The organism is Pseudarthrobacter sulfonivorans, from assembly GCF_001484605.1.
Lineage (GTDB): Bacteria > Actinomycetota > Actinomycetes > Actinomycetales > Micrococcaceae > Arthrobacter > Arthrobacter sulfonivorans_A.
Genome location: NZ_CP013747.1, coordinates 4,606,958 through 4,631,863 on the forward strand (window position 1 = coordinate 4,606,958; position 24,906 = coordinate 4,631,863).

General features: G+C 66.8%; 22 protein-coding genes. 19 read left to right on the forward strand and 3 right to left on the reverse strand.

Annotated features, from left to right (window positions below):
* Nucleotides 1-8: 8 nt before the first annotated feature.
* The 6 genes from AU252_RS20960 (at nt 9) to AU252_RS20985 (ending at nt 6,398) form a co-directional block, all read left to right on the forward strand.
* On the forward strand, nt 9-1,799 hold the full coding sequence (locus AU252_RS20960; RefSeq protein ID WP_058932363.1) for a dihydroxyacetone kinase family protein: 1,791 nt from the start codon (nt 9-11) through the stop codon (nt 1,797-1,799).
* Nucleotides 1,796-2,278 (forward strand): ribose-5-phosphate isomerase, encoded by a 483-nt coding sequence (locus AU252_RS20965; RefSeq protein WP_058932364.1) that lies wholly within the window; start codon nt 1,796-1,798, stop codon nt 2,276-2,278. Before AU252_RS20960 ends, AU252_RS20965 begins: the two co-directional genes overlap by 4 nt.
* A gap of 2 nt (nt 2,279-2,280) precedes the next feature.
* Nucleotides 2,281-3,249: a 3-hydroxyacyl-CoA dehydrogenase family protein gene (locus AU252_RS20970; RefSeq protein ID WP_058932365.1), complete on the forward strand. Its 969-nt coding sequence runs from the start codon at nt 2,281-2,283 to the stop codon at nt 3,247-3,249.
* An 11-nt stretch (nt 3,250-3,260) separates the two neighbouring features.
* Nucleotides 3,261-4,028, forward strand: a complete 768-nt coding sequence (locus AU252_RS20975; protein WP_058932366.1) for an SDR family NAD(P)-dependent oxidoreductase — start codon at nt 3,261-3,263, stop codon at nt 4,026-4,028.
* 156 nt (nt 4,029-4,184) lie between these two features.
* The gene (locus AU252_RS20980; RefSeq protein ID WP_058932367.1) at nt 4,185-5,543 is read left to right on the forward strand and encodes an MFS transporter; all 1,359 of its coding nucleotides are present in this window, start codon (nt 4,185-4,187) and stop codon (nt 5,541-5,543) included.
* A 9-nt stretch (nt 5,544-5,552) separates the two neighbouring features.
* Nucleotides 5,553-6,398: a triose-phosphate isomerase family protein gene (locus tag AU252_RS20985; protein ID WP_058932368.1), complete on the forward strand. Its 846-nt coding sequence runs from the start codon at nt 5,553-5,555 to the stop codon at nt 6,396-6,398.
* 25 nt (nt 6,399-6,423) lie between these two features.
* On the opposite strand, the gene AU252_RS20990 is transcribed toward AU252_RS20985, so the two are convergent.
* The gene (locus AU252_RS20990) at nt 6,424-7,683 is read right to left on the reverse strand and encodes a PrsW family intramembrane metalloprotease (protein WP_058932369.1); all 1,260 of its coding nucleotides are present in this window, start codon (nt 7,681-7,683) and stop codon (nt 6,424-6,426) included.
* Between the two features lie 100 nt (nt 7,684-7,783).
* Between AU252_RS20990 and pyrR the strand changes: the two genes are divergently transcribed.
* The 13 genes from pyrR (at nt 7,784) to AU252_RS21055 (ending at nt 22,872) form a co-directional block, all read left to right on the forward strand.
* Entirely contained in the window at nt 7,784-8,371 is a 588-nt protein-coding gene (gene pyrR, locus AU252_RS20995; RefSeq protein ID WP_056340241.1) for a bifunctional pyr operon transcriptional regulator/uracil phosphoribosyltransferase PyrR, read from the forward strand.
* Nucleotides 8,368-9,438 carry an aspartate carbamoyltransferase catalytic subunit gene (locus AU252_RS21000; protein WP_058932370.1) on the forward strand — a complete coding sequence of 357 codons (1,071 nt, stop codon included), beginning with the start codon at nt 8,368-8,370 and terminating at the stop codon, nt 9,436-9,438. The genes pyrR and AU252_RS21000 overlap by 4 nt, the downstream gene beginning before the upstream one ends.
* On the forward strand, nt 9,438-10,784 hold the full coding sequence (locus tag AU252_RS21005) for a dihydroorotase (RefSeq protein ID WP_058932371.1): 1,347 nt from the start codon (nt 9,438-9,440) through the stop codon (nt 10,782-10,784). The genes AU252_RS21000 and AU252_RS21005 overlap by 1 nt, the downstream gene beginning before the upstream one ends.
* The gene (locus AU252_RS21010; RefSeq protein ID WP_058932372.1) at nt 10,784-11,305 is read left to right on the forward strand and encodes a hypothetical protein; all 522 of its coding nucleotides are present in this window, start codon (nt 10,784-10,786) and stop codon (nt 11,303-11,305) included. Before AU252_RS21005 ends, AU252_RS21010 begins: the two co-directional genes overlap by 1 nt.
* Complete coding sequence (gene carA / locus AU252_RS21015; RefSeq protein WP_058932373.1) at nt 11,286-12,560, forward strand: glutamine-hydrolyzing carbamoyl-phosphate synthase small subunit; 1,275 nt, start codon at nt 11,286-11,288, stop codon at nt 12,558-12,560. Before AU252_RS21010 ends, carA begins: the two co-directional genes overlap by 20 nt.
* Nucleotides 12,560-15,904: a carbamoyl-phosphate synthase large subunit gene (gene carB, locus AU252_RS21020; RefSeq protein ID WP_058932374.1), complete on the forward strand. Its 3,345-nt coding sequence runs from the start codon at nt 12,560-12,562 to the stop codon at nt 15,902-15,904. Before carA ends, carB begins: the two co-directional genes overlap by 1 nt.
* Complete coding sequence (pyrF, locus tag AU252_RS21025) at nt 15,897-16,766, forward strand: orotidine-5'-phosphate decarboxylase (protein ID WP_058932375.1); 870 nt, start codon at nt 15,897-15,899, stop codon at nt 16,764-16,766. Before carB ends, pyrF begins: the two co-directional genes overlap by 8 nt.
* Nucleotides 16,767-16,875: 109 nt before the next feature.
* On the forward strand, nt 16,876-17,193 hold the full coding sequence (gene mihF, locus AU252_RS21030) for an integration host factor, actinobacterial type (protein ID WP_167349849.1): 318 nt from the start codon (nt 16,876-16,878) through the stop codon (nt 17,191-17,193).
* A gap of 47 nt (nt 17,194-17,240) precedes the next feature.
* A complete protein-coding gene (gmk, locus tag AU252_RS21035; RefSeq protein WP_058932377.1) occupies nt 17,241-17,813 on the forward strand; it encodes a guanylate kinase in 573 nt (190 codons plus the stop codon).
* 39 nt (nt 17,814-17,852) lie between these two features.
* Nucleotides 17,853-18,113, forward strand: coding sequence for a DNA-directed RNA polymerase subunit omega (gene rpoZ / locus AU252_RS21040; protein WP_056340218.1), 261 nt, complete (start codon nt 17,853-17,855; stop codon nt 18,111-18,113).
* Nucleotides 18,114-18,142: 29 nt separating this feature from the next.
* Nucleotides 18,143-19,393, forward strand: coding sequence for a bifunctional phosphopantothenoylcysteine decarboxylase/phosphopantothenate--cysteine ligase CoaBC (coaBC, locus tag AU252_RS21045; protein WP_058932378.1), 1,251 nt, complete (start codon nt 18,143-18,145; stop codon nt 19,391-19,393).
* 78 nt (nt 19,394-19,471) lie between these two features.
* On the forward strand, nt 19,472-20,707 hold the full coding sequence (gene metK / locus AU252_RS21050; RefSeq protein ID WP_058932379.1) for a methionine adenosyltransferase: 1,236 nt from the start codon (nt 19,472-19,474) through the stop codon (nt 20,705-20,707).
* 11 nt (nt 20,708-20,718) lie between these two features.
* Nucleotides 20,719-22,872: a primosomal protein N' gene (locus AU252_RS21055; RefSeq protein ID WP_058932380.1), complete on the forward strand. Its 2,154-nt coding sequence runs from the start codon at nt 20,719-20,721 to the stop codon at nt 22,870-22,872.
* 22 nt (nt 22,873-22,894) lie between these two features.
* On the opposite strand, the gene AU252_RS21060 is transcribed toward AU252_RS21055, so the two are convergent.
* Together AU252_RS21060 and AU252_RS21065 are read right to left on the reverse strand one after the other, a co-directional pair.
* Nucleotides 22,895-23,971 (reverse strand): glycosyltransferase family 4 protein, encoded by a 1,077-nt coding sequence (locus tag AU252_RS21060; protein WP_058932381.1) that lies wholly within the window; start codon nt 23,969-23,971, stop codon nt 22,895-22,897.
* A complete protein-coding gene (locus AU252_RS21065) occupies nt 23,968-24,897 on the reverse strand; it encodes an alpha/beta fold hydrolase (RefSeq protein ID WP_058932382.1) in 930 nt (309 codons plus the stop codon). Before AU252_RS21065 ends, AU252_RS21060 begins: the two co-directional genes overlap by 4 nt.
* Nucleotides 24,898-24,906 lie beyond the last annotated feature (9 nt).

Below are 24,906 nucleotides of genomic sequence, written 5' to 3' on the forward strand. Positions count from 1 at the left end.
GAAGAGCCATGACGCAGATCTTTGACAATCCCGCTGATTTCGCGGATGAGGCGCTGGACGGCTTTGTCGCTGCCAACCGCGCATACGTTGCCCGCGTGGACGGCGGTGTGGTCCGCTCGACCGAGGTGCCCGCCGGCCAGGTCGCACTCGTCGTCGGCGGCGGCTCCGGCCACTACCCGGCCTTCGCCGGTCTGGTTGGGCCGGGGCTGGCAACAGCCTCCGCCTGCGGCAACATGTTCGCTTCACCGGCCGCCGGGCAGATTTACCGCGTGGCCAAAGAGGCAAATGCCGGCGGGGGAGTGCTGCTGAGCTACGGCAACTACGCGGGCGACGTCCTGCACTTCGGCCAGGCGCAGCTGCGCCTGAACGCCGAAGGCATCGAGACCCGCACGGTCACCGTCACGGACGACATCGCCAGTGCACCGCTGGACCAGATCGGAAAGCGCCGCGGCATCGCCGGCGACCTCACGGTGTTCAAGATTGCCGGCGCCGCCGCCGAGGCGGGCCTGAGCCTGGACGAGGTGGAGCGGCTTGCCATCAAGGCCAATGACCGCACGCGTTCCCTGGGCGTGGCCTTCGACGGCTGCACCCTGCCCGGCGCCGCCGAACCGCTCTTCCACGTGCCCGCAGGCCAGATGTCCCTGGGCCTGGGCATCCACGGGGAACCGGGCATCTCGGAACATCCCATGCCCACGGCGTCCGAACTCGCCGAACTGCTGGTCTCGCGCCTCCTCGCGGACACCCCGTATCACCGCGGAAGCCGCGTGGTGGCCATCGTCAACGGCCTCGGTACCGTCAAGTACGACGAACTTTTCCTCCTGTTCGGCAAGATCGAGAAACTCCTCGTCAACGCCGGACTGACCGTGGTGGAACCGGAATGCGGCGAGTTGGTCACGAGCCTGGACATGTCCGGGCTATCCCTCACGCTGCTCTGGCTGGATGAGGAACTCGAACACTACTGGGCCGCGCCAGCAGACTCACCGGCCTACCGCAAGGGCAACCTGGCTCCGCGTGCCCGCCGCCAGCTGACCGGACCGGAAGACGCCGTGGCCGGCGAAGTGGAAGAAACGACGGCGGCAGCAGCGGACCTGGGCCGGCTGGCAGCCGCCGTGCTCGCCCAAGTGCGGGACGTCGTCGTCGAACACGAAGAGGAACTGGGCAACCTGGACGCCATTGCCGGCGACGGCGACCACGGCATCGGCATGCGCCGCGGCGTGGAGGCCGCAGCCGACGCCGCGGCACAGGCCGCAGCGTCCGGCGCGTCGGTAGGGCGGGTGCTTGAAGCAGCCGGTGAAGCCTGGAGCGAACGGGCCGGCGGCACCTCGGGCGCACTGTGGGGATCTGCCGTCATCGCGTCGGGACTTGCCCTGGGCAGCCGGGAAACCTACACCAATGAGGACGCGATTACCGCTGTGACCGCATTCGTGGGCGCCATTACTGAACTCGGCAAGGCCGAGCCGGGCGACAAGACCATGGTGGATGCGCTCCTGCCTTTCCGGGAGGCGTTCCTCGGGGAGTTCGACGGCGGCACCACACTGGCCCAGGCCCTCACCGTTGCCGCCTCCGCTGCCAGGGCGGCGGCTGCGAAAACGGCGGAACTGCGCCCGCTCAAGGGCCGCGCCCGTCCGCTGGCCGAAAAGAGCCTCGGGCACCCCGACCCCGGCGCGGTCTCCTTTGGACTGATCGCCGAACGGGTTGCCGCATACATCCACTCTGGCCTGGCGGAGCCAAACCTCACGGAGCCAGGGCTGGTCCATTCTGAACTGGCTTACGCGGCCGGAAAAGGAGCAACAACATGAACACCCACGCAGGTTGGCGCATCGTCATCGGCAACGATGAGGCCGGCGTCGAGTACAAGGAAGCCCTGAAGGCGCTGCTCACGGCAGACAGCCGCGTTGCCGCCGTGCTGGACATCGGGGTTGGGGCCAACGATGCCACCGCCTACCCGCACGTCGCGGTCAATGCCGCCCGCAAGGTGGCGGACGGCGAGGCGGACCGCGCACTCCTCATCTGCGGCACGGGACTGGGCGTGGCCATCGCGGCCAACAAGGTACCCGGAATCCGTGCCGTGACGGCCCACGACAGCTATTCCGTGGAGCGCTCCGTCCTCAGCAACAACGCCCAGGTCCTCACGCTGGGCCAGCGGGTCATCGGCCTGGAGCTCGCCAAGAAGCTCGTGGGCGAGTGGCTCGAGTACCGCTTTGATGAAAGTTCAGCGTCCGCCGACAAGGTCGACGCCATCTGCTCCTATGAGCCCGAATACACGAAGGCAGTCTGATCATGACCACAACACCCAACAGCGCACGCAAGATCGCCGTCGTCGGATCGGGCTACATGGGCGGCGGTATCGCCCAGGTCCTGGCACTGGGCGGAGCCCGGGTTGCCCTGGCCGATGTCTCCGCCGAGGTGGCGCAGAACAACTATGAGCGGCTGCTGGCCGAATCGGACCAGTTCGTCGCCGACGGCTTGTTCCCCGAGGGTTCAACTGCCATCCTCAAGCAGAATCTGTGGGCCGCCAAGGACATCGAGGAAGCGGTGGCCGACGCCGACTTCATCGAAGAAGCCGTGCCCGAAGTCATCGCCATCAAGCACCAGACGCTGGCCCGGATCAGCGCCGCCGCCCGGCCGGACGCCGTCATCGGTTCCAACACGTCAACCATCTCCATCGCGGAGCTGTCCGAGCCGGTCGCCAACCCGGAGCGGTTCCTGGGCGTGCACTTCTCGAACCCGTCCCCGTTCATCCCTGGCGTGGAAATCATCCCGCATGCCGGCACGTCGGCCGCCACCATCGGCGCCGTCCGGGACCTGGTCCATGCCGCCAACAAGCAGACCGCGGTGGTCAAGGACGTCACCGGATTCGTCCTGAACCGCCTGCAGTACGCCCTCTTCCACGAGGCCGCGCAGCTCGTGGAGCAGGAAATCGCTACCGCCGAGGACGTGGACACCCTGGTCCGCACCACCTTCGGCTTCCGCCTGCCGTTCTTCGGTCCGTTCGCCATCGCAGACATGGCCGGCCTGGACGTCTACAACTTCTGCTACAAGTCACTGCAGACCGAATTCCCGGATCGCTTCGCCACGCCCAGGATCCTGAGTGACCTGGTGGAAGCAGGCAAACTCGGCACCAAGACCGGCGCCGGCTTCCTCAACGTCCCGGCCGAACGCACCCCGGAACTCATCGCCTACCGCAACAGGGCCTACGTGGCCATGCAGAAGCTCATCGACGAGCTCGGCCCGGCCCCCATCAACTAAGGAGCATTTCCATGGCCACTTTCCCCGCTGAACGCACCGCCATCATCACCGGCGCCGTCTCCGAACGCGGTATCGGCCGCGCCACGGCCGGCTACCTTGCCGCCCAGGGCTGGAACATCGGCATCATCGACCTGGACGACGCCCAGTCCCAGGCCACCGCCAAGGAAATCGCCGCGCAGTACGGCGTGAAGGCCCACGGCGTCGGCGCCAACATCGGCGACGAAGCATCCGTCCGCGCAGCTATCGACTCGATCGAAGCAGAGCTGCCGCAGGTCGTCGCACTGGCCAACGTGGCCGGCGTCAGCTCACCTGTTCCGTATCTTGAACTGGACGCCGCTGAATGGGACCGCGTTATGAGCATCAACCTCAACGGTGTCCATTACGCCACCCGCCGCGTCGCCGAATCCATGGCGAAGAACCGGATCGGACGCATCGTGAACATCTCTTCCGTGTCCGCCCAACGCGGCGGCGGCACCTTCTCCAAAACGCCGTACTCCGCGGCCAAGGCAGGGGTCATCGGCCTGACCCGCGCCACCGCCCGCGAGCTGGGGGAGTACGACATCACGGTGAACGCCATTTCCCCCGGCCCCGTCGACACGGACATCATGGGCGGCACCCTCAGCCAGGAACGCAAAGACGAACTCACCAAGGACCTCGTGGTCAACCGCGTCGGTTCCACCCGCGACATCGCAGCAGCCATCGCCTTCCTCATCAGCGAGGACGCCGGATACATCTCCGGCCAGACGCTGAACGTGGATGGCGGACTCTACATGCACTAGGAAGGACCACCATGGGCTCCTGGACCAAGGAACGCCGAATCTACCTGGCCGTGGGCGTGTTCGCCTGCCTGGTCGGCGCAATACTCATCGCCTTCTCGCTCTAATCGCTCCACCTTCCACTGATTTGCTCACCTGCTTACTCAACGAGGAGTTTGAATGACTGTCACCACTGGAACAACTGCCACCAAGGAGTTACTGGATTCACCGGTCCTCAAATCGGCGATCTCCAAAGCCTCCTTCCGGCTGATGCCGATGCTCGTCATCCTGTACGTCGTGGCGTTCCTTGACCGCACCAACGTGGGCTTCGCCGAGGCAGCACTGGAAGTGGACAGGGGCATCACCGCCGGCGCATATGCCCTGGGCGCCGGCATCTTCTTCATCGGCTACGCCTTGTTCGAGATCCCCTCCAACCTGCTGCTGACCAAGTTCGGTGCCAAGATGTGGCTGGCCCGCATCGCCATTACGTGGGGCATCGTCTCCGCCTGCTTCGCTTTCGTCCAGGGCGAGACGTCCTTCATCATCCTGCGCTTCCTGCTCGGTGTGACCGAGGCCGGCCTGTTCCCGGGCGTCATCATGTTCCTGGCGGCCTGGTTCCCCAACAAGGTCCGCGTCAAGATGTTCGCCATCTTCTACCTGGCCCAGCCGTTCTCCCAGATGATGGGCGCCCCGCTGTCGGGGTGGCTCATCAACATCGGCGACCAGGTTCCCGGCGTTGCCGGCTGGCAGGTCATGTTCTTCGTTGAAGGCATGCTGGCGGTACTCGCCGGTATTGCGGCGTACTTCTTCCTCATCAATTCCCCGCAGGACGCGAAATTCCTGGACAAGGACGAGAAAAAGGCGCTGCTGGACGTTATGGCCCTCGAGGACGGGGTCAAGGAAAAGGACGGCCCCCGCGGTGTCCTCGCCGCCATGAAGAACCGCAAGGTCTGGTACTTCACCGCCATCTATTTCTGTCTCCAGATTGCCGTCTACGGCGTGACGTTCTACCTGCCGCAGCAGGTGGCACAGCTCACCGGGCAGAAGGTGGGCATCGAAGTGGGCCTGCTGGCGGCCATCCCATGGTTCTTCGGCATCTTCGCGTGCTACTTCATCGGCAAGGCGGCCAACACCATCGTCCGCCGCCGCATTTGGGGCACGGGCCTGTTCATCTCCACCGGCCTGTGCATCTTCGGCTCCGCCTGGGCGGGCTCCAGCCACCTGCCGGCGCTGGGCATCATCTTCATCACCCTGGCGGTGTGCAGCTTCCTCTCGATCGGTCCCATCGCGTGGTCCTACCCGACGGCGTTCCTCACCGGAACGGCGGCCGCTGCGGGCATCGGCCTGATCAACTCGCTGGGTAACCTGGGCGGATTCGTGGCCCCCATCCTGCGGACCACGGTCAACCAGGTCACCGCATCGGACACCGGCACCATGGGCGTGTACGCCCTGGGTGTCCTTCCGTTCGTGGCGGCGATCATGATGTACGCCACCAAGAGGTTCCGCAACAAGGCCGACGATCTGCTCGACAACAAGTGACCGGACACCATGACTGAATGCAGCAGCGCTGACCACAGCGGCACCCCGGAGATTCTCTACATCGGCGTCAGCACCAAGATGTACATGGGATACCGGGACTGCCTGGACTGGCTCGCCCGCATACAGCATGAAGTGGACTCCCGTCCGGCCCTTGCGGCCGGGCGGGTGGTCCCGTTTGTGATCCCTTCCTTCCCGGTCCTTCCGGCCGCCAGTGGCGTCATCTCAGGATCACCGCTTCTGCTGGGGGCCCAGAACTGCGGCTGGGCGGACGGCCCGTGGACAGGTGAGGTGTCGCCGTCGCTTCTGGCCGAGCTTGGGGTAAGCGTCGTGGAGATCGGCCATGCCGAACGGCGGCGGCACTTCGGCGAGGACAACACCATGATCGCCCGGAAAGTCAGGGCAGCCGACGACGCCGGCATCACCCCGCTGCTGTGCGTGGGCGAGGAAACACGCAATGAAAAAAGCGGGACCGGAGCCAGCGGAGCGGCTGCATTTGTCCATCAGCAGATCGACGAGGCGGTCGGCGGTGACTGGGCCCTGGCATCCCGGCTCATGATCGCCTACGAACCGGTCTGGGCCATTGGCGCAACGGAGCCCGCCGACGCAGGCTACGTCGCCGCCGTCGTGCGTTCACTGCGGACGCTGCTGGCTGCCCATTCGCACGGGGCAGGCGACGCGTTGGGGGACCCGCCAGTTATCTATGGCGGGTCGGCCAAGCCAGGGCTGCTGCCCGCGCTCGACGGCGTCTCCGGGCTCTTCCTGGGCCGGTTCGCCCACGATTCGGCGAACTTCGGCAAAGTCCTTGATGAGGCACTGTCAATGACGGCTTTGCAGGAGGCTCTCCGGGGAACCTAGCCGGAGGAACCGAACGGCGCCCGCGTCAGCCCGCGACGGCGGCGCGCAGGGACAGAATCCGCTGCAACTGCTGCTGTTCCTCCATCTGGTGCAGCCGGACGTCGCGGCCGCTGAGGATGCGCTGCCGGATGAAGGCGAGCTGGGTGGCGGCGTGGAGGAACGCCTTCATCTGCGGGCGGCGGTGGTAGCCGGCCGCCCACTGCAGGGCGGTCCGCCGGCCGCGCGGGGTGGCCAGCAGTTCCACCTCGGCGGGGCTGAACCAGCCAGCCGCGGAGTATTCCATCAGCCGTTGGCGGGTGAGCCGGTTTTCAGCGACGCGGAGGAGGATGATGCCCACAACGGCCAGCACAAAGATGGGCACCTGGATCAGGATGTATTCCGCCAGGAACCCCGCGCCCATGCTGTTCCACCGGTTATGCAGCAGCATCGCCGGGATCAGTCCGATGACAAAGGCCAGCACCGAGGCTCCGGAGTGCCAGCGGCGGGCGGCGAAACCCATGATGAGGCCGGTGGTTCCCGTGAAGATGGCATGGGCGAAGGGTGACATCACGCCGCGGAGGAGGAAGATCTGGGCCAGATCCGTTCCCGGGTTGGCGGATTCGGCGATGGCCCGTCCAAAGTAGAGGATGTTTTCGGTGAACGCGAAGCCGCCGGCGATGGTGAAGGCGAAGACTATGCCGTCCACCGGACCGTCGAAGTGTTTGCGCGCCAGCAGCAGGATCAGCAGCAGGCCCAGGGACTTCGCAAACTCCTCCACCACGGGCGCCTGGACGGTGGCCATAAACGTCTGGAAGTCAGCCACCTCGCTGAACTGGAAAGTCAGGGCAAAGAACGGCTGGATGAGCAGCGTGACCGCGATGGACACCGCAGCGCCCCAGGTGAACGCGAAGACCAGGAGCCGCTTGGGTTCCGGTTCCCACCGGTCGATCAGATAGACCGCAAGGAGCACCGCGGACAGCGGGATGAGTGACAGCACAAACCCTGCCAGGAACCCGCCCACGCCGGTGTTGGCCACTAAGAACGGCACCACCAGGAACAAGCTCAGGAAAACAAGGGCGGCGCCGCCCACCGTGAGTGCCAGGAGGCCTGCGGGCCGACGGCCAGCCAGGGTTGCCTGCGGAGGCCCCAGCGGCGGCTGAGCTGCGTTGGTTCCGGGCGCGGGCCGGTAGTACTCCGGCTCAACCCGGCCCATCCAGCTGGGGTTCGCCTGCGTGGGGAAAGGATCCGGTGGGCCGGCCGGCCCACCGGCCTGGCCGGAACCCGGCTGATGAGGGTGCATGGACATACTGGAAGCCTATGATGCGCCTGCCGATGTGGTAATTTTGAAACGCAAATGATCCTTTTTTAATTCCGTCCCGTGAGGCGGGGAAAGGGGAGACGAGAGTTTGACTTCTGTCACAAACGCACCGGTTCCAGCCAGGGTTGTCCTCAACCAGGCGGACATTGACCGTGCACTCACTCGAATCGCCCATGAGATCCTTGAGGCCAACAAAGGGTCAAAGGACCTGGTCCTGCTGGGCATCCCGCGCCGCGGCTACCCGCTGGCCGTCCGCCTCGCACACAAGATTGCGGCCGCGGACCCCACCGTGGACGCCACCGCCATTGTCGGGCAGCTGGACGTCACCATGTTCCGCGATGACCTTTCCCACCAGCCCACCAGGCCGCCGTACCCCACACAGCTCCCGCGCACGGGAATCGATAACAAGGTTGTGGTGCTCATCGATGATGTCCTGTACTCCGGCCGCACCATCCGTGCCGCCCTTGACGCCATCATCGACCTCGGCCGTCCGCGGATCGTCCGGCTCGCTGTGCTGATCGACCGCGGCCACCGTGAGCTGCCCATCCGGGCCGACCACGTGGGCAAGAACCTGCCCACCTCGTCCGCCGAGAAGGTCCGGGTCCGCCTTGAGGAAACCGACACGGCCGCCGACGGTTCCGTAGTCAACGAAGTGGTTATCGAGGGCGGCGCGTGAAACACCTCCTCTCCACTGAAGACCTCAGCCTGGCCAACGCCATCCGCATCCTCGACACCGCCGAGGAAATGGCTGCCGTCGGGGACCGCGAAGTCAAGAAGCTCCCGGCCCTCCGCGGCCGCACCGTGGTGAACCTCTTCTTCGAAGACTCAACCCGCACGCGGATCTCCTTCGAAGCGGCCGCCAAGAGGCTGTCGGCCGATGTCATCAACTTCGCCGCGAAGGGCTCCTCCGTCTCCAAGGGCGAATCCCTCAAGGACACGGCCCAGACGCTGGCAGCCATGGGTGCGGACGCCGTCGTGATCCGCCACTGGGCCTCGGGCGCGCCGCACCGGCTCGCCGCGACGGACTGGATCGACGCCGCCGTCATCAACGCCGGTGACGGCACCCACGAACACCCCACGCAGGCCCTCCTGGATGCCTTCACCATGCGCCGGCACTGGTCCAAGCTGGCTGGCTCCGCCTCGACCGGGGCGGACCTCAAAGGCATGCGCGTAGCCATCGCCGGGGACGTCCTGCACTCCCGCGTGGCCCGTTCCAACGTCTGGCTGCTCCGCACGCTCGGCGCCGACGTCACCCTCGTGGCGCCACCCACCCTGCTGCCCATCGGCGTCGAACACTGGCCGTGCAAGGTCAGCTACAACATGGATGACACCCTGGCGCAGGGTGTGGACGCTGTGATGATGCTGCGCGTGCAGGGCGAGCGGATGAACGCCTCGTTCTTCCCCTCCACCCGCGAATATTCGCGCCGCTGGGGCTTCGATGACAACCGGCTCCGGGCCCTGGACAGCCTGGGACTGAAGGACACCATCATCATGCATCCCGGACCCATGAACCGTGGCCTGGAGATTTCTTCCGCCGCCGCCGACTCGCCCCGTTCCACCGTGCTTGCACAGGTGCGCAACGGTGTCTCGGTCCGGATGGCCACCCTCTATCTGCTGCTCTCCGGGGATACCCGCGAACCAGCCGCCTCCGCGGGCGCGGCCACCAACACAGTCCGCACCAACACAGCCCACACCAATGCAGCGCGTTCAAACGCCGCCCATTCCACCAAGGAGAGCAACTGATGGCAGAGAACAACGGAACCTACCTGATCCGCGGTGCATCGATCCTGGGCGCCGGGGCCGAGGACCTGCTCATCAGTGACGGCGTCATCGCCGCCCGTGGCGCAGCCGCAGCCACCCACAAAGACGCGGACGGCGCCACCGTCATCGAAGCCGCCGGCCTGGTGGCACTGCCCGGCATGGTGGACGTGCACACACACCTGCGCGAACCCGGCCGCGAAGATGCCGAAACCGTAGAGACCGGCACCCGTGCCGCCGCCCTGGGCGGCTTCACCGCGGTCCATGCCATGGCCAACAGCAACCCGGTGGCGGATACCGCCGGTGTGGTGGAACAGGTCCACAGCCTGGGCCGCGCGGCCGGCTGGGTGGACGTCCGTCCCGTCGGCGCCGTGACCGTAGGCCTGGCTGGTGAGCAGCTCGCCGAACTCGGCGCCATGGCGGATTCCCGCGCCCAGGTCCGCATGTTCTCCGACGACGGCATCTGCGTCCACGATCCCGTGCTGATGCGCCGCGCCCTGGAGTACGTCAAAGCGTTCGACGGCGTGGTGGCCCAGCACGCGCAGGAACCCCGCCTTACCGCCGGGGCCCAGATGAACGAGGGCGCCGTCTCCGCCGTCCTGGGACTCACCGGCTGGCCGGCGGTGGCCGAGGAGAGCATCATCGCCCGAGACGTCCTGCTGACGCAGCACGTGGACTCCCGCCTGCACGTCTGCCACGTCTCCACCGCCGGCTCCGTGGAGATCATCCGCTGGGCCAAGGAACGCGGCATCAACGTCACCGCCGAAGTCACCCCGCACCACCTCCTGCTCACCGATGACCTGGTCCGCAGCTACAACCCTGTGTACAAGGTCAACCCGCCGCTGCGGACGGATGCAGATGTGCAGGCACTGCGCGCCGGCCTGGCGGACGGCACCATCGACGTGGTGGGCACCGACCACGCCCCGCACCCGAGCGAACACAAGGAATGCGAGTGGGCGCAGGCCGCGATGGGCATGACCGGGCTGGAAACCGCGCTGTCCGTGGTCCAGCACACCATGATCGAAACCGGCCTCATGACCTGGGCCGATTTCGCCCGCGTGACCTCCACCGCGGCGGCGCAGATCGGCCGAGTGGCGGACCAGGGCCGTCCGCTGGAAACCGGCGAACCCGCCAACATCATCCTGGTGGACCCGGCGGCACGCTGGACCGTTGACCCTGCCAAGATGGCAACCATGGGCCGCAACTCCCCGTTCGCCGGCCTGGAGCTGCCGGGCAAGGTGGTGTCCACCTTCTACAAGGGCCACCCCACTGTCCTGGACGGCAAGCTCAACACGCCGTACCGCGAACCGGCTGCGGCAGGCGCCTCCTGATGGACACCAAACTACTCACCGGCCTCATCACGGTCGCGCTCATCGCCGTCGTCTTGCTGATGATCTGGGCAGGCTGGCGTAACCGCCTCAGGCGGCAGGCCGACGTCGGCCGGTTGCCCGACGTGCCAGAGGCGCCCGGGGTGCCGCTCGCCGGGGCCGACGGCCAGTACATTGCGTCCACCACCGCCGGAGACTGGCTGGACCGCATCGCGGTACACAGGCTTGGCATCCGGACCAACGCCGTTCTCAGCGTGTACCCGCACGGCGTCCTCTTCGACAGAACCGGTGCCCCGGCGCTCTATATCCCGGCCGGCAGCCTCACCGCCGTCCGGCAGGAAAGCGGCATGGCCGGCAAGTTCGTTGAAAAGGACGGGCTCCTGGTCCTCACCTGGGACCTCGGGAGCCACGAACTCGACACGGGCTTCCGGACCCGCCGGGCCGCCGACAAGGACGCCCTCTATGACTCCCTTCAGCAATTGATCGCCGCCGCCCCCCAGGCAGATCCCCAGAGTGGAAAGTAAGACAGTGACAGAAACAGCGACAGCAAAAGCAGAGACTGCGGCACCAGCAGCCCTTTCCACCACAGTTCCCACACCGGCGGTGCTGGTCCTCGAGGACGGCCGTATGTTCCGCGGCACCAGCTACGGCGCGCAGGGCACTGCCCTGGGTGAGGCAGTGTTTGCCACCGGCATGACCGGCTACCAGGAAACCATCACCGACCCCTCCTACGCCCGCCAGCTGGTGGTGCAGACCGCGCCGCACATCGGCAACACTGGTGTGAACAGCGAGGACGCCGAATCCCGGCGCATCTGGGTGGCCGGCTACATCGTCCGCGACGCCGCCCGCCGCCCCTCCAACTGGCGCTCCGAACGCTCCCTGGACGAGGAACTCATTGAGCAGGGGATCGTCGGCATCCAGGGCGTGGACACCCGCGCCATCACCCGCCACCTGCGCGAGCACAAGACCATGCGCGCCGGCATCTTCTCGGGTGCGGCCGCCAAGGCCACGGACAAGGAACTCCTTGACGCGGTCCTGGCCAGCGCCCCGATGGAAGGCGCCCGCCTGGCCGAGGAAGTCAGCGTCAGCGAGGCTTACGTGGTGGACCCCAAGGACCACGGCTGGGACGGCGAGGCGCGCTTCAGCATTGCCGCGATCGACCTCGGCATCAAGGCCATGACGCCCATCCGCTTCGCCGAGCGCGGCGTCCGCGTCCATGTCCTGCCGGCAACCTCCACCCTCGAGGACGTCAAGGCCGTCAACCCGGACGGCTTCTTTATGTCCAACGGCCCGGGCGACCCCGCCACGGCTGACGCCCAGGTCAAGCTGCTCCGCTCCGTCCTGGACGAGAAGTTGCCGTACTTCGGCATCTGCTTCGGCAACCAGATCCTGGGACGCGCCCTGGGCTTCGGCACCTACAAGCTCCGCTACGGCCACCGCGGCATCAACCAGCCCGTCCTGGACCGGCGTACCGGCAAGGTGGAGATCACCTCGCAGAACCACGGCTTCGCCGTGGACGCACCGCTCGACGGCGCCACGCAGGCTCCCGAGGAGCGCTACGGCCGCGTCGAGGTCAGCCACATCAGCCTCAACGACGACGTCGTCGAAGGCCTCGCGTGCCTGGACATCCCCGCCTTCTCGGTGCAGTACCACCCGGAAGCCGCAGCCGGCCCGCACGACGCCGCTTACCTGTTTGACCGTTTCATCGACCTGATGGCCGTCACCAAAACCGGCGCAGAGAAGAACACCACCGATTCCAAGACTGAGGACAAGAAGTAATGCCCAAGAGAACTGACCTTAAGAGCGTCCTGGTCATCGGTTCCGGCCCGATCGTCATCGGCCAGGCCGCGGAGTTCGACTACTCCGGCACCCAGGCACTGCGTGTCCTCAAGGAGGAGGGCCTGCGGGTCATCCTGGTGAACTCGAACCCGGCCACCATCATGACGGACCCCGAGTTCGCCGATGCCACCTACATCGAGCCCATCACCCCCGAGGTGGTGGAGAAGATCATCGCCAAGGAGCGCCCGGACGCGATCCTGCCCACCCTGGGCGGGCAGACCGCGCTGAACACGGCCATCGCGCTGGACAAGAACGGTGTGCTGGCAAAGTACAACGTGGAGCTCATCGGCGCGAACATCGCGGCCATCGAGCTTGGCGAGGACCGCGAAAAGTTCAAGGGCGTGGTGGAACGTTGCGGCGCCGAATCGGCCCGCAGCCACATCATCCACACCATGGACGAGGCGTTCACCGCCGCCGAGGACCTCGGCTACCCGATGGTGGTCCGGCCCTCCTTCACCATGGGCGGCCTGGGCTCCGGCCTGGCGTACAACGAAAACGACTTGCGCCGCATCGTCGGCCAGGGCCTGCAGTACAGCCCCACCAGCGAGGTGCTCCTCGAAGAGAGCATCCTCGGCTGGAAGGAATACGAGCTTGAGATGATGCGCGACAAAAACGACAACGTCGTGGTGGTCTGCTCCATCGAGAACTTCGACCCCGTAGGCGTCCACACCGGCGACTCCATCACCGTGGCACCGGCCCTGACCCTGACGGACCGCGAATACCAGCGGCTGCGCGATATCTCCATCGCCGTCATCCGTGAGGTGGGCGTGGACACCGGCGGCTGCAACATCCAGTTCGCCATCGAGCCGGACACCGGCCGGGTAGTGGTCATCGAGATGAACCCGCGCGTGTCCCGGTCCTCAGCCCTGGCGTCCAAGGCCACGGGCTTCGCCATCGCCAAGATCGCCACCAAGCTCTCCCTCGGCTACACGCTGGACGAGATCCCGAACGACATCACGCAGAAGACCCCGGCGTCCTTCGAACCCACCCTGGACTACGTGGTGGTCAAGGTTCCGCGCTTCGCCTTCGAGAAGTTCCCGGCCGCAGATGACACCCTCACCACCACCATGAAGTCCGTCGGCGAAGCCATGGCCATGGGCCGCAACTTCACCGAAGCGCTGCAGAAGGCCCTCCGCTCCCTGGAACAGAAGGGCTCGCAGCTGGACTTCAGCTCCGTCCCCGAATGGGAAGTCCCGGAGCTGATCGAGAAGGCCAAGCGGCCCACCACGGAACGCCTGCACCAGGTCCAGCGTGCCCTGCTCGGCGGCGCCACCGTGGAACAGCTGTTCGAGGCCACCAAGATCGACCCCTGGTACCTGGACCAGCTCCAGCTGCTCAACGAGATCTCCCACGAGATCCGCCAGGCCGGAGCCCTGACCGTGGAGATGCTCAAGCGCGCCAAGCGCCACGGCTTCTCGGACGAGCAGATCGGTTCGCTCACGCACAACTCAGAAGCCGTGGTCCGCGGTGTCCGGCAGGCCCTCGGGATCCGCCCGGTCTACAAGACTGTGGACACCTGCGCCGCCGAGTTCGCCGCCTACACCCCGTACCACTACTCGTCCTATGACGAGGAGGACGAGATTGCGCTGCACTCCAAGCCGTCCATCCTGATCCTCGGCTCCGGCCCCAACCGCATCGGCCAGGGCATCGAGTTCGACTACTCCTGCGTCCACGCCTCCATGGCGCTGCGCAAGGCCGGCTACGAGACCGTGATGGTCAACTGCAACCCGGAGACCGTCTCCACGGACTACGACGTCTCCACCCGCCTGTACTTCGAGCCGCTGACCCTTGAGGACGTCCTCGAGGTCATCGCCGCCGAGGAACGCACCGGCGGCGTGATGGGTGTCTTTGTGCAGCTCGGTGGCCAGACGCCGCTGAAGCTGGCACAGCAGCTGGCCGACGCCGGCGTCCCCATCCTGGGCACGTCCCCGGAAGCGATCGACCTCGCCGAGCACCGCGGCGAGTTCTCCCGCGTACTCGACAACGCCGGGCTGATCGCCCCGAAGAACGGCACCGCTGTGTCCTTCGACGACGCCAAGAAGATCGCCGACGAGATCGGCTACCCCGTACTGGTCCGTCCGTCCTACGTACTCGGCGGCCGCGGCATGGAAATCGTCTACGACGAGCCGAATCTCTCCCGGTACATCGCGAACGCCACTGAAATCACCCCGGACCACCCGGTGCTGATCGACCGCTTCCTGGAGGACGCCGTCGAGATCGACGTCGACGCCCTCTTCGACGGCACCGACATGTACCTCGGCGGCATCATGGAGCACATCGAGGAGGCCGGCATCCACTCCGGCGACTCCGCGTGTGTCCTGCCTCCCATCACGCTGGGCAACAACGTGATCGAGCGTGTCCGCACGGCAACCCGCGCCATCGCCGAGGGCGTGGGCGTCCGCGGCCTGATCAACATCCAGTTCGCGCTGGCCTCAGACGTTCTCTACGTGCTCGAAGCGAACCCGCGTGCCTCCCGCACCGTGCCGTTCGTCTCCAAAGCCACGGGCGTCCAGATGGCCAAGGCCGCCGCGCTGATCGGCACCGGCGTCACCATCCACCAGCTCCGGACCGCCTACAAGATGCTGCCGGAAACCGGTGACGGCTCCACACTGCCGCTCGACGCTCCGGTCTCGGTCAAGGAAGCTGTGCTTCCGTTCAGCCGCTTCCGCACCCCGGAAGGCAAGGTAGTGGACTCGCTGCTCGGCCCGGAGATGCGTTCCACCGGCGAAGTCATGGGCATCGACAAGCACTTCGACACCGCCTTCGCCAAGAGCCAGGCAGCCGCCAACAATGCCCTGCCCACCGAAGGCAAGATCTTCGTCTCCGTGGCCAACCGGGACAAGCGGGCGGTCATCATGGCCGTCAAGCGCCTCGCGGACCTCGGCTTTGAGATCGTCTCCACCGGCGGCACCGCGGACGTCCTGCGCCGCAACGGCATCCAGGCCAGCACGGTCCGCAAGGTCGCCGAGGGCAGCAGTGCCGAAGGTGAGGGCACCATCGCAGACCTGGTCATCGCCGGCGAGATCGACATGGTCTTCAACACCCCCTCCGGCGGCGAAGCCCGCAGCGACGGCTACGCCCTGCGTGCCGCCGCGACCTCCATCGGCATCCCCTGCATCACCACGGTGGCCGAGTTCAACGCGGCGGTGCAGGCCATCGAGGCGATGCGCACCTACGAGTGGTCGGTGACCAGCCTGCAGGAGCACGCCGCCGCCCTGGTGGCGTCCCAGAAGGCAGTTGCGGAGAACGCGGCGGCCGAGTCTGCGGTTTCGCAGAATGCCTGAGGCCGCCTCCACACCATCAGGCCCCGCCCGGGAGTCCTTCGGCTCCCGGCTCGGGGCGGCCATGGCGGCCCGCGGGCCGCTGTGCGTGGGCATTGACCCGCACCCGGCTCTCCTGAAGGACTGGGGACTGGCCGACGACGCCGCCGGGCTGAGGCGGTTTTCGCTGACGGTCCTGGAGGCTGTCGGTTCGCTCGCTGCCGCGGTGAAGCCGCAGGTGGCGCTCTACGAGCGCCACGGTTCGGCCGGGATGGCCGTCCTCGAGGAGCTCCTTGCCGCGGCACGGGACGAGTCGGTGCTCACCATCGCCGACGCCAAGCGCGGGGACATCGGCTCCACGATGGCTGCCTACGCGGACGCCTGGCTGCGGGACGGCTCGTCCCTGGCAGCCGACTCCGTGACCCTCAGCCCGTACCTGGGGTTTGAGTCGCTCCGCCCGGCCCTTGACCTGGCAGCGGACAACGGCCGGGGCGTATTTGTCCTGGCGCTGACCTCCAATCCGGAGGGGGCTTCCGTACAGCATGTGGGCGGAGCTGACTCCGTGGCCCGGCGGATCGTCGAGGCGGCAGCGGCAGAGAACAGCCGTTATGCCGGCAGCCTGGGGTCCGTTGGACTCGTCGTCGGCGCCACCGTGGGGTCAGCGTTAACTGACCTGCACCTGGACCTGCCGGCAGTCCGCGGGCCCATCCTGGCTCCCGGGCTGGGCGCGCAGGGGGCCACACCGGCAGACCTGCGCCGGACCTTCGGTGCCGCGTACCCGCAGGTCCTGGGGACGTCCAGCCGGGATATCCTGGCTGCCGGTCCAGGGACCCAGCGTCTTCGTGATGCTGCGTTGCGCACGCTTGAGGGCCTCCGCGGCGAATAGCGGCCCGAAGCTGGCATCCATTGATTCACCGCCCACCAAGGGGTAGGTTTCAGGACAAGTCCAATGGCGGTCGCCTTGGACTCAGCCGACGAATCCGGGGGTGTCCTCCATGAGCCTGCGACCCTTATCTCCTTCGGAACGCGCGGCGGCCCTGCACAAGGCGGCCGCCGCGCGGGCTGCCAGGGCGGCCGCGAAAGAGCGCCTCAAAAACGGCAAGACGTCAGCGGCGGATCTTATTGGTGCCGCAGCCGCGGATGACGCCCTGGCCCGGATGCGTGTAGTGGAGCTGTTGGAGGCCCTGCCGGGCATTGGAAAAGTCAGGGCTGCAGCCATTATGGAGCAGTTGGGCATAGCGGCCTCCCGCCGGCTCCGCGGGCTGGGCATTCACCAGCGCCAGGCGCTGGTAGATTTTATAGACGAGAAATAGGGCGTTCCTAGGGGCGCCCGAACCCAAACTCCGCCGCAAAGGAATACGTGAGCAAGAAACCGGGACTGACAGTCCTCGCTGGTCCGACGGCTGTTGGCAAAGGCACCGTGTCCACCTACATCCGGGATAACTACCCCGAAGTCTGGCTTTCCGTATCGGCCACCACCCGCGCTCCGCGGCCCGGTGAGCAGGATGGCGTCCACTACTTCTTCAAGTCCAAGGAAGAGTTCGAGTCGCTCGTTGCGGCCGGCGAGTTCCTGGAGTGGGCCGTAGTCCACGGCCAGAACACCTACGGCACGCTGCGGAGTTCCGTGGACGAGGCCATCGCCGCCGGCAGGTCCGTCCTGCTGGAGATCGATCTGCAGGGTGCACGCCAGGTCAAGCAGGCCGTTCCTGACGCCCAGTTCGTGTTCCTGGCGCCGCCCAGCTGGGACGAAATGGTCCGCCGACTGGTGGGTCGCGGCACGGAAACTGAGCAGGAGCAGCAGCAGCGGCTGGAAACAGCTAAACTGGAACTTGCCGCTGAACCGGAGTTTAACCACACCGTCATCAATGATGACGTTCGCCGGGCAGCGGACGAGCTTGTTTCACTCATGGGGCTGACCCCGCACCCGCACTAGTAGCCGGTAGCAGCCAGCCCGTTAGAATTTGGAGAATTCGTGTCCACGAACCTTGAAGGCATCATCAACCCGCCGATCGACTCACTGCTTAAGGCAGCTGATTCCAAGTACGGCCTGGTGATCTTCGGTGCCAAGCGTGCACGTCAGATCAACGCTTACTACGCCCAGCTGCACGAGGGCCTGTTCGAGTACGTCGGCCCCCTGGTCGACACCAAGCTGAACGAGAAGTCGCTGTCCATCGCCCTGCGCGAAATCAACGAAGGCAAGCTCGTTTCCACGCCGATCGAAGCCGCAGAGTAAGTTCAGACTGCCCTGTTGACGGAGGTCACGTGCGCATAGTCCTCGGAGTCGGGGGAGGGATTGCGGCCTACAAGGTCGCATCGCTCCTCCGGCTTTTTACTGAAGCCGGCCACAATGTCACGGTGATTCCCACTGAGGCAGCCACCCGCTTTGTGGGTGTCGCCACGTGGGAGGCACTGTCCGGGAACCCGGTCAGCAACAGCGTCTTCGACGACGTGCACCAGGTCAACCACGTCAGGCTTGGCCATGAGGCCGATCTCATCGTGGTGGCACCCGCGACCGCGGACCTGCTGGCGCGCGCGGCCACCGGACAGGCCAACGACCTCCTCACCAACACGCTGCTCATGGCCAGCGGTCCGGTACTGTTTGCCCCCGCCATGCACACGGAGATGTGGCAGCACGCCGCCACTCGCGCCAACGTTGAAACGCTGCGGAGTAGGGGAGTGGCCGTCCTGGAACCGGCCAGCGGCAGGCTCACCGGCACCGACTCCGGTCCCGGCCGCCTGCCTGAGCCCGAAGCCATCTTCGACGCCGCCATGGCACTCGCCCAGGGCCAGTCCGATTACCAGCTTCCGCTGGCCGGCCGGACCGTCACCGTCAGCGGAGGCGGAACCCGGGAACCGCTGGACCCTGTCCGTTTCCTGGGCAACCGGTCCTCCGGTAAGCAGGGCGTGGCGCTGGCCGTCGCTGCCCGCAACGCGGGCGCCACGGTCCGGCTGGTCGCGGCCCATATGGAGGTTCCGGCGCCGGCCGGAGTCGACCTGGTCACCGTTGAGACCGCCCTGGAGTTGCGCGAGGCCATGCTGGCAGCCGCGGCGGATTCCGACGTCGTGATCATGGCTGCGGCCGTGGCGGACTTCCGCCCCGCGGAGATCTCCGGCACCAAGATCAAAAAACGTGATGACACCGCGGACCCGGTCATTTCCCTGGTCCGGAACCCGGACATCCTCCAGGAACTGGTCGAGGTCCGGGACCACGCTCCCGAAAACCAGGCCAGCCGCCGCAGCCAGCTGATTGTGGGCTTCGCAGCGGAGACTGGTGACGGCCAAGGCGACGTCCTGACCTACGCGGAGGCAAAGCTCAAGCGCAAGGGCTGCGATCTCATGGTGGTCAATCATGTGGGAACAGACAAGGTTTTTGGCCAGGACAGCAACTCGGTAGTCATCCTTGCCCGCTCCGGCGCCGAACCACAACTGGCCGCCGGAACCAAAACAGAGGTTTCGGCCGCCGTCATCACCCGGGTCGGCTATGAGCTGAACCACGTTTCGCCACGCGCCTGACCGAAAGCCACGCACCGTTTCCTTAGCACGGGGACACACGCCGCCGGACGTCCGATTCCCAACCAGTAAGGTAGTTGAGTGACTTTACCGCTGCACATTCCCCACACCCACGGGGCCACGCCCTCCGCCCTCCGGCTCTTCACGTCCGAGTCGGTCACTGAAGGCCACCCGGACAAGATCTGCGACCAGATCAGTGACGCCATCCTGGATGCACTGCTCGCCGCGGACCCCGAGTCCCGCGTCGCCGTGGAGACCATGGCCACCACCGGCCTGGTCCACGTTGCCGGTGAGGTCACTACCGACGCCTACGTCGAAATCCCGCAGATCGTCCGCGAAACCATCCTCGGCATCGGCTACGACTCCTCGGCCAACGGCTTTGACGGTGCCCGCTGCGGCGTCTCCGTCTCCATCGGACAGCAGTCCAACGACATCGCCGGGGGTGTCTTCAACTCCCTCGAAGCCCGCGAAGGCCGCCAGGAGGACGATTACGACCTCCAGGGCGCCGGCGACCAGGGCCTGATGTTCGGGTACGCGAGCGACGAAACCCCGTCCTACATGCCGGTGCCGATCTGGATCGCGCACCGCCTGTCCGAACGCCTCACCGAGGTACGCAAGTCCGGCGAACTGTCCTACCTCCGCCCCGACGGCAAGACCCAGGTCACCATCGGCTACGACAAGGACCTCCCGGTTTCCGTCGAAACCGTCGTCATCTCCAGCCAGCACGCCGCAGGCACCAGCCTGGACCGGCTGCGCGCGGACCTCGCCGCCTTTGTCATTGAGCCCGTCTTGGCAGCAGCCAACCTGGACATTTCCCGGGCTGCCAACATCCTGAACCCGGCCGGTGAGTTTGTCATCGGCGGGCCCGTCGGTGACGCCGGGCTGACCGGACGCAAGATCATTGTGGACACCTACGGCGGCATGGCCCGCCACGGCGGCGGCGCCTTCTCGGGCAAGGACCCCTCCAAGGTGGACCGTTCCGCTGCCTACGCCATGCGCTGGGTTGCCAAGAACGTCGTGGCGGCCGGACTGGCAAAGCGCGCCGAGATCCAGATTGCCTACGCCATCGGCCAGGCCCGCCCCGTGGGCACGTACGTCGAGACTTTCGGCACCGAGACGGTGGACCCGGCCAGGATCAGCGCCGCCATCGCGGAGATCTTCGACCTCCGCCCGCGTGCCATCATCGATGCCCTGGACCTCAAGCGGCCCATCTACGCCAAGACCGCCGCGCACGGACACTTTGGCCGTGACGATCCCGACTTCACCTGGGAGCGCCTGGACCGGGTGGAGGACCTGAAGGCCTTCTTCAACGCGTAGGCCAGTCCGCCATGGCCTCTGATGAGTCTGTCCCTCCCGGCGCCGTCCAGTTGTCGCTGCTGCAGGGCTTCCCGGCGAAGGCCAGGCCGTCCGGGCCCCCGCTGGCCGCGCACCTTCCGGTGGCCAGGGTCCTCGTGGAGACGCCGCTGCCGCATCTGGACCGGCCTTTCGACTACAGCGTGCCGGCCGAACTGGACGGGACCGCACAGGCCGGCGTCCGGGTAAAGGTCAGCTTCAACGGCCAGGACCTGTCCGGGTTCATCATTGAACGGACTGACGAATCCGACGCCGGCCACACCCTGGTGCCCCTGCAGAAGGTGGTCTCTCCCGTCGTCGTCCTGACGCCGGCTGTCCGGGATCTGGTGTCCGCCGTCGCGGCCCGGTATGCGGGGACGGTCAGTGACGTCCTTCGCGTCGCGGTGCCTCCGCGCATGGCGAGGCTCGAGAAGGACTTCCTCTCGCCCCCCGAAGCAGAGCCTGCGGCACCGGATCCGCTCGCCGACGCCGGGGCCTTGACCGGCCCGGACGTCCCCGCCGGGACTGAAGCAGACTGGACCGGGTACCGCAACGGCCCGGCATTTGTCCGCCACCTGAAGGACGGCGGATCTCCACGGGCGGTCTTCAACCCGCTCCAGGGATTCGGCCCGGCAGCATGGCCGCACCTGCTGGCAACGGCCGTGGCAGCAGTCCGTGCGTCCGGCCGCGGCGCCGTGGTGGTGGTGCCGGACTACCGGGACCTGGACCAGCTGGAAAAGGCGCTCCTGGCGGTGCTGCCCGCCGACGATATCGCCCGCCTGACGTCCGACGACGGGCCCACCCCCCGCTACCGGAACTTCCTGCGCCTCCTGGCTGGCTCCGCGCGCGTAGCCATCGGCACGCGCTCAGCAGCGTTTGCCCCGGTCCGGGATCTGGGCCTTGTTGCCTGCTGGGACGACGGCGATGACCTCCACATCGAACAGCGAGCCCCGTACGCCCATGCCCGCGACGTGCTGCTGCTGCGCGCGGACCAGGAAGGCACAGCCTGCCTCATGGCCGGTCATTCCAGGAGCACGGAGCTCCAGCGGCTGGTGGAGGCCGGCTGGGCCATGCCCGTTGAGGCCGATCGGGCGTTCGCACGACAGACCGTGCCACGGGTATTGAACACGGCGGACAGCTTCGAACAGGAACGCGACCCCCTGGCCCTGGTTGCGCGGCTTCCCGGTGCCGCGTGGCGGGCTGCCAAGGACGGGCTGGAACGTGGGCCCGTCCTGGTGCAGGTGGCCCGCGCCGGCTACGCGCCGTCGCTCGTCTGTGAGACGTGCCGCGAACCCGCCCGCTGCCAGGCCTGCCAAGGTCCCCTTGCCCTGGCCGGAGCCACCGGCAGCTCTGCGGTCCCGCAATGCCGCTGGTGTTCCACGCCGGCGCCGGAGTGGCAGTGTGCCCATTGCGCGGGGCGCAAGCTCCGTAAGGGCGCCACCGGCGTCCTGCGCACAGCCGAAGAGCTGGGCAGGGCATTTCCCGGAAAAACCGTCATTACGTCCTCGGGCGGCAACATCAAGGCCGGCGTTGGCAGCGCCAAGGCCTTGGTGGTGGCCACCGTCGGGGCCGAGCCCGTGGCGGAGGGCGGTTACGCAGCGGCGCTGCTCCTCGACGGCGACTCCCTGCTCCGCCGGGAGAACCTCCGCGCCGGGGAAGACACGGTGCGCCGCTGGTTCAACGCCGCGGCTTTGGTGCGCCCGGCGTCCGACGGCGGACTGGTGGTCATCACCGCGACGGAAAGTGTTGCTGTTGGCGCGTTGCTGCGGTGGGACCCGGCCGGGTACGCCAGGCGCGAGCTGGAACTCCGGATGGAACTCCAGCTGCCGCCGGCGGTCAGGATTGCCTCGGTCACCGGCCCCCGGGCCGCCGTCGTACATTTCTCCGGGACCGTGGAGAAGGAGCTGGCCGCCGCCGGCGTGACGCTGCGGACCGCAGGACCGGCTCCGCTGGTCCTCACCGGTCCAGCGGCCGCCGGGGGAGCCGGGGGTGCCCAGGGGGCCGGGGAGGACGCCCGGACCCTGCTGTTCTTCGCATACGGGCAGGCAGCCACTGTCACCCGGGTGTTACGTGCAACAAAGGCTGCGGCCGCCGCCAAGAGGACCACGGAACCGGTCCAGGTCAGGCTGGACGGTGTGGACGTCCTCTAGCGGCTTCCTTTGGCGGCATCAGTCAGCGGCTGCGCCGCGCCATGATGTCGTGGGCCACGTCCACCAGCTGCTGCGCGGATTCGTCCCAGCTGAACTCCTGCGCACGTGCCACGGAACGGCGGGACACCTGTTGCCAGTGGGCGTCGTCCCGCAGTTTCTGCACGGCCGCGGCGAACTCTGCCGGGGATGCGGGATCAACGTAGGTTGCCGCGTCGCCGCCCACCTCGCGGAAAATCGGGATGTCGCTGGCGATGACCGGCGTGCCGAGGGCCATGGCCTCCACCAGCGGAAGACCGTAACCTTCGGCGCGGGAGAGGCTCACCAGTGCAGTGGCCCGCATGAGCAGGACGGCATATTCGTCATCGGTGACACCGTTGTGGAAGACCACCGTGGCACCCGGCGGCACCATGATCTCCAGCTCGGCCCGGCGCTCGGCGGTGATCCTGCTCAGCAGGTGCAGGGTGAAATCTGGCAGCTCGGACATGCCGGCCACCATTGTTTCAACGTTTTTGTAGGGCATAAACGAGCCCATGTACACCAGCGAATGGTCCGCCCCGGCAGCAGGATCACGCGGTTCCTGGGCGGGCTGCGGGGCGTTGCTGATGATCCGCACGGGCCTTTTGGTGAGCCGGTACTTGGCCATCAGCGCTTCCGTGGTCCGGCTGATGGTGGCCACGGTGTCCGCCCGGTTGAGGAGGACGCGCTGCGGCCAGAACGCCTTGTGGTAGAGCCGCCAGAGCACGCGGACGGCTGCCGGCAGGAATCCCGGGGGAGCAGGGTGCTCGTAGTAGATGAGGTCGTGCAGGGTCAGGACCAGGCCGTACTTGCGCCCCCAGCTGCCCATGGTCTGCATGGGGCACACAACAACATCGGCGCCGAGCGGGTTGATCCTGCGGGCCACGAACAGCTCCAGCGGGGACAGCGGACTGTTGATCAACGTGTACGGAACATCCGGGAGCAGCGCCAGTTGGCGCGTGTCGCTGATAAGCATGGAAACGTCGGCCACCTTTGCCGTGGCGGCGATGAGGCTGGCTCCGTAACGGCTGATGCCGTCGTGATGATCGGTCCGGGTGAATCGTGCATCGATGACAATCTTCACGCGGGGTGGTCCTTAAGGAAGCTGCGGATGAAGCCGGCGGCGGGGCCGGGCGTTTCGTAGTGGATCAGGTGGCCGACGCCGGGAATGACTTTGAGGACGCCGTCGGGGAGGAGCGCGGCGAGACGGTGCTGGTCCGGCAGAGTGGCAATCTCGTCTTTTTCGCCGGCGACCAGGAGCACCGGCAGGCTCAGCTTCCCGGCAACCTCGGCCACATGGCCGCTGACCGAGGCCGTGAACGATTCGAGGAGGCTTTCCCGGTTCGCGAAAGCGCTGAAGTAGGCATGGTGCTGGCCGTGGATGAAGCGGCGCAGGTCTGTGTCGGCCGTCTTGGCCATGGCCTCGCTCATGCCCCTGACAATCAGCGGACTGCGCAGCAGTGCCAGTCCCAGCGGGCGGGGGAGCCGGGCCGCCAGCCGGTAGTAGAGGACGGCCAGCTTGGTCATGATGCCCTTGGGGCCTTCCAGGGCAGGCGCGGCGATGGGGTTGATCAGGATCAGCGGTGTGACGGTACCCGGGTGGGTGGCGACAAAATGGGCGGCGACGATCGAGCCGAAGGAGTGCCCCAACAGCACGGTGTCCGGGCCGAGGCCGAGCGCCGCCATAAAATCGGTGACAAAGGTGCCGTACTGCTCCACCGAATGTTTCCCGGACACAAACGCGGCGGAGCTGCCGAACCCCGGCAGGTCCGGCATGATGATGCGCATTTCCGGCAACTGGTCTGCAACCCGGAGCAGACCGTGGTGATCGCCGCGGAAACCATGGATGACCAGAATGGTGCGGGTGTCCGGTGTGGCCTGGATCGGTTCGTAAGTCCAGTACGCCACCGTGCTGCCGTTAATCACGATGTCGGCGGCCCGGGTGCGGGCGGCCAGCCCGGCGCTGAAGAAGGAGGGCGCAGGGGATGGCTGTTGATCGGCGGTTTTCATGACCCTCGG

What these genes read in the sequence shown, in the direction of transcription:
- pyrF (WP_058932375.1), top strand. Translation starts at nt 15,897, where the DNA reads ATGCCTGAGGCCGCCTCCACACCATCAGGCCCCGCCCGGGAGTCCTTC.
- AU252_RS21055 (WP_058932380.1), top strand. Translation starts at nt 20,719, where the DNA reads ATGGCCTCTGATGAGTCTGTCCCTCCCGGCGCCGTCCAGTTGTCGCTG.
- AU252_RS20985 (WP_058932368.1), top strand. Translation starts at nt 5,553, where the DNA reads ATGACTGAATGCAGCAGCGCTGACCACAGCGGCACCCCGGAGATTCTC.
- mihF (WP_167349849.1), top strand. Translation starts at nt 16,876, where the DNA reads ATGAGCCTGCGACCCTTATCTCCTTCGGAACGCGCGGCGGCCCTGCAC.
- AU252_RS20980 (WP_058932367.1), top strand. Translation starts at nt 4,185, where the DNA reads ATGACTGTCACCACTGGAACAACTGCCACCAAGGAGTTACTGGATTCA.
- AU252_RS20975 (WP_058932366.1), top strand. Translation starts at nt 3,261, where the DNA reads ATGGCCACTTTCCCCGCTGAACGCACCGCCATCATCACCGGCGCCGTC.
- AU252_RS20965 (WP_058932364.1), top strand. Translation starts at nt 1,796, where the DNA reads ATGAACACCCACGCAGGTTGGCGCATCGTCATCGGCAACGATGAGGCC.
- AU252_RS20960 (WP_058932363.1), top strand. Translation starts at nt 9, where the DNA reads ATGACGCAGATCTTTGACAATCCCGCTGATTTCGCGGATGAGGCGCTG.
- AU252_RS21065 (WP_058932382.1), bottom strand. Translation starts at nt 24,897, where the DNA reads ATGAAAACCGCCGATCAACAGCCATCCCCTGCGCCCTCCTTCTTCAGC.
- AU252_RS21005 (WP_058932371.1), top strand. Translation starts at nt 9,438, where the DNA reads ATGGCAGAGAACAACGGAACCTACCTGATCCGCGGTGCATCGATCCTG.
- AU252_RS21010 (WP_058932372.1), top strand. Translation starts at nt 10,784, where the DNA reads ATGGACACCAAACTACTCACCGGCCTCATCACGGTCGCGCTCATCGCC.
- AU252_RS20990 (WP_058932369.1), bottom strand. Translation starts at nt 7,683, where the DNA reads ATGTCCATGCACCCTCATCAGCCGGGTTCCGGCCAGGCCGGTGGGCCG.
- AU252_RS20970 (WP_058932365.1), top strand. Translation starts at nt 2,281, where the DNA reads ATGACCACAACACCCAACAGCGCACGCAAGATCGCCGTCGTCGGATCG.
- carB (WP_058932374.1), top strand. Translation starts at nt 12,560, where the DNA reads ATGCCCAAGAGAACTGACCTTAAGAGCGTCCTGGTCATCGGTTCCGGC.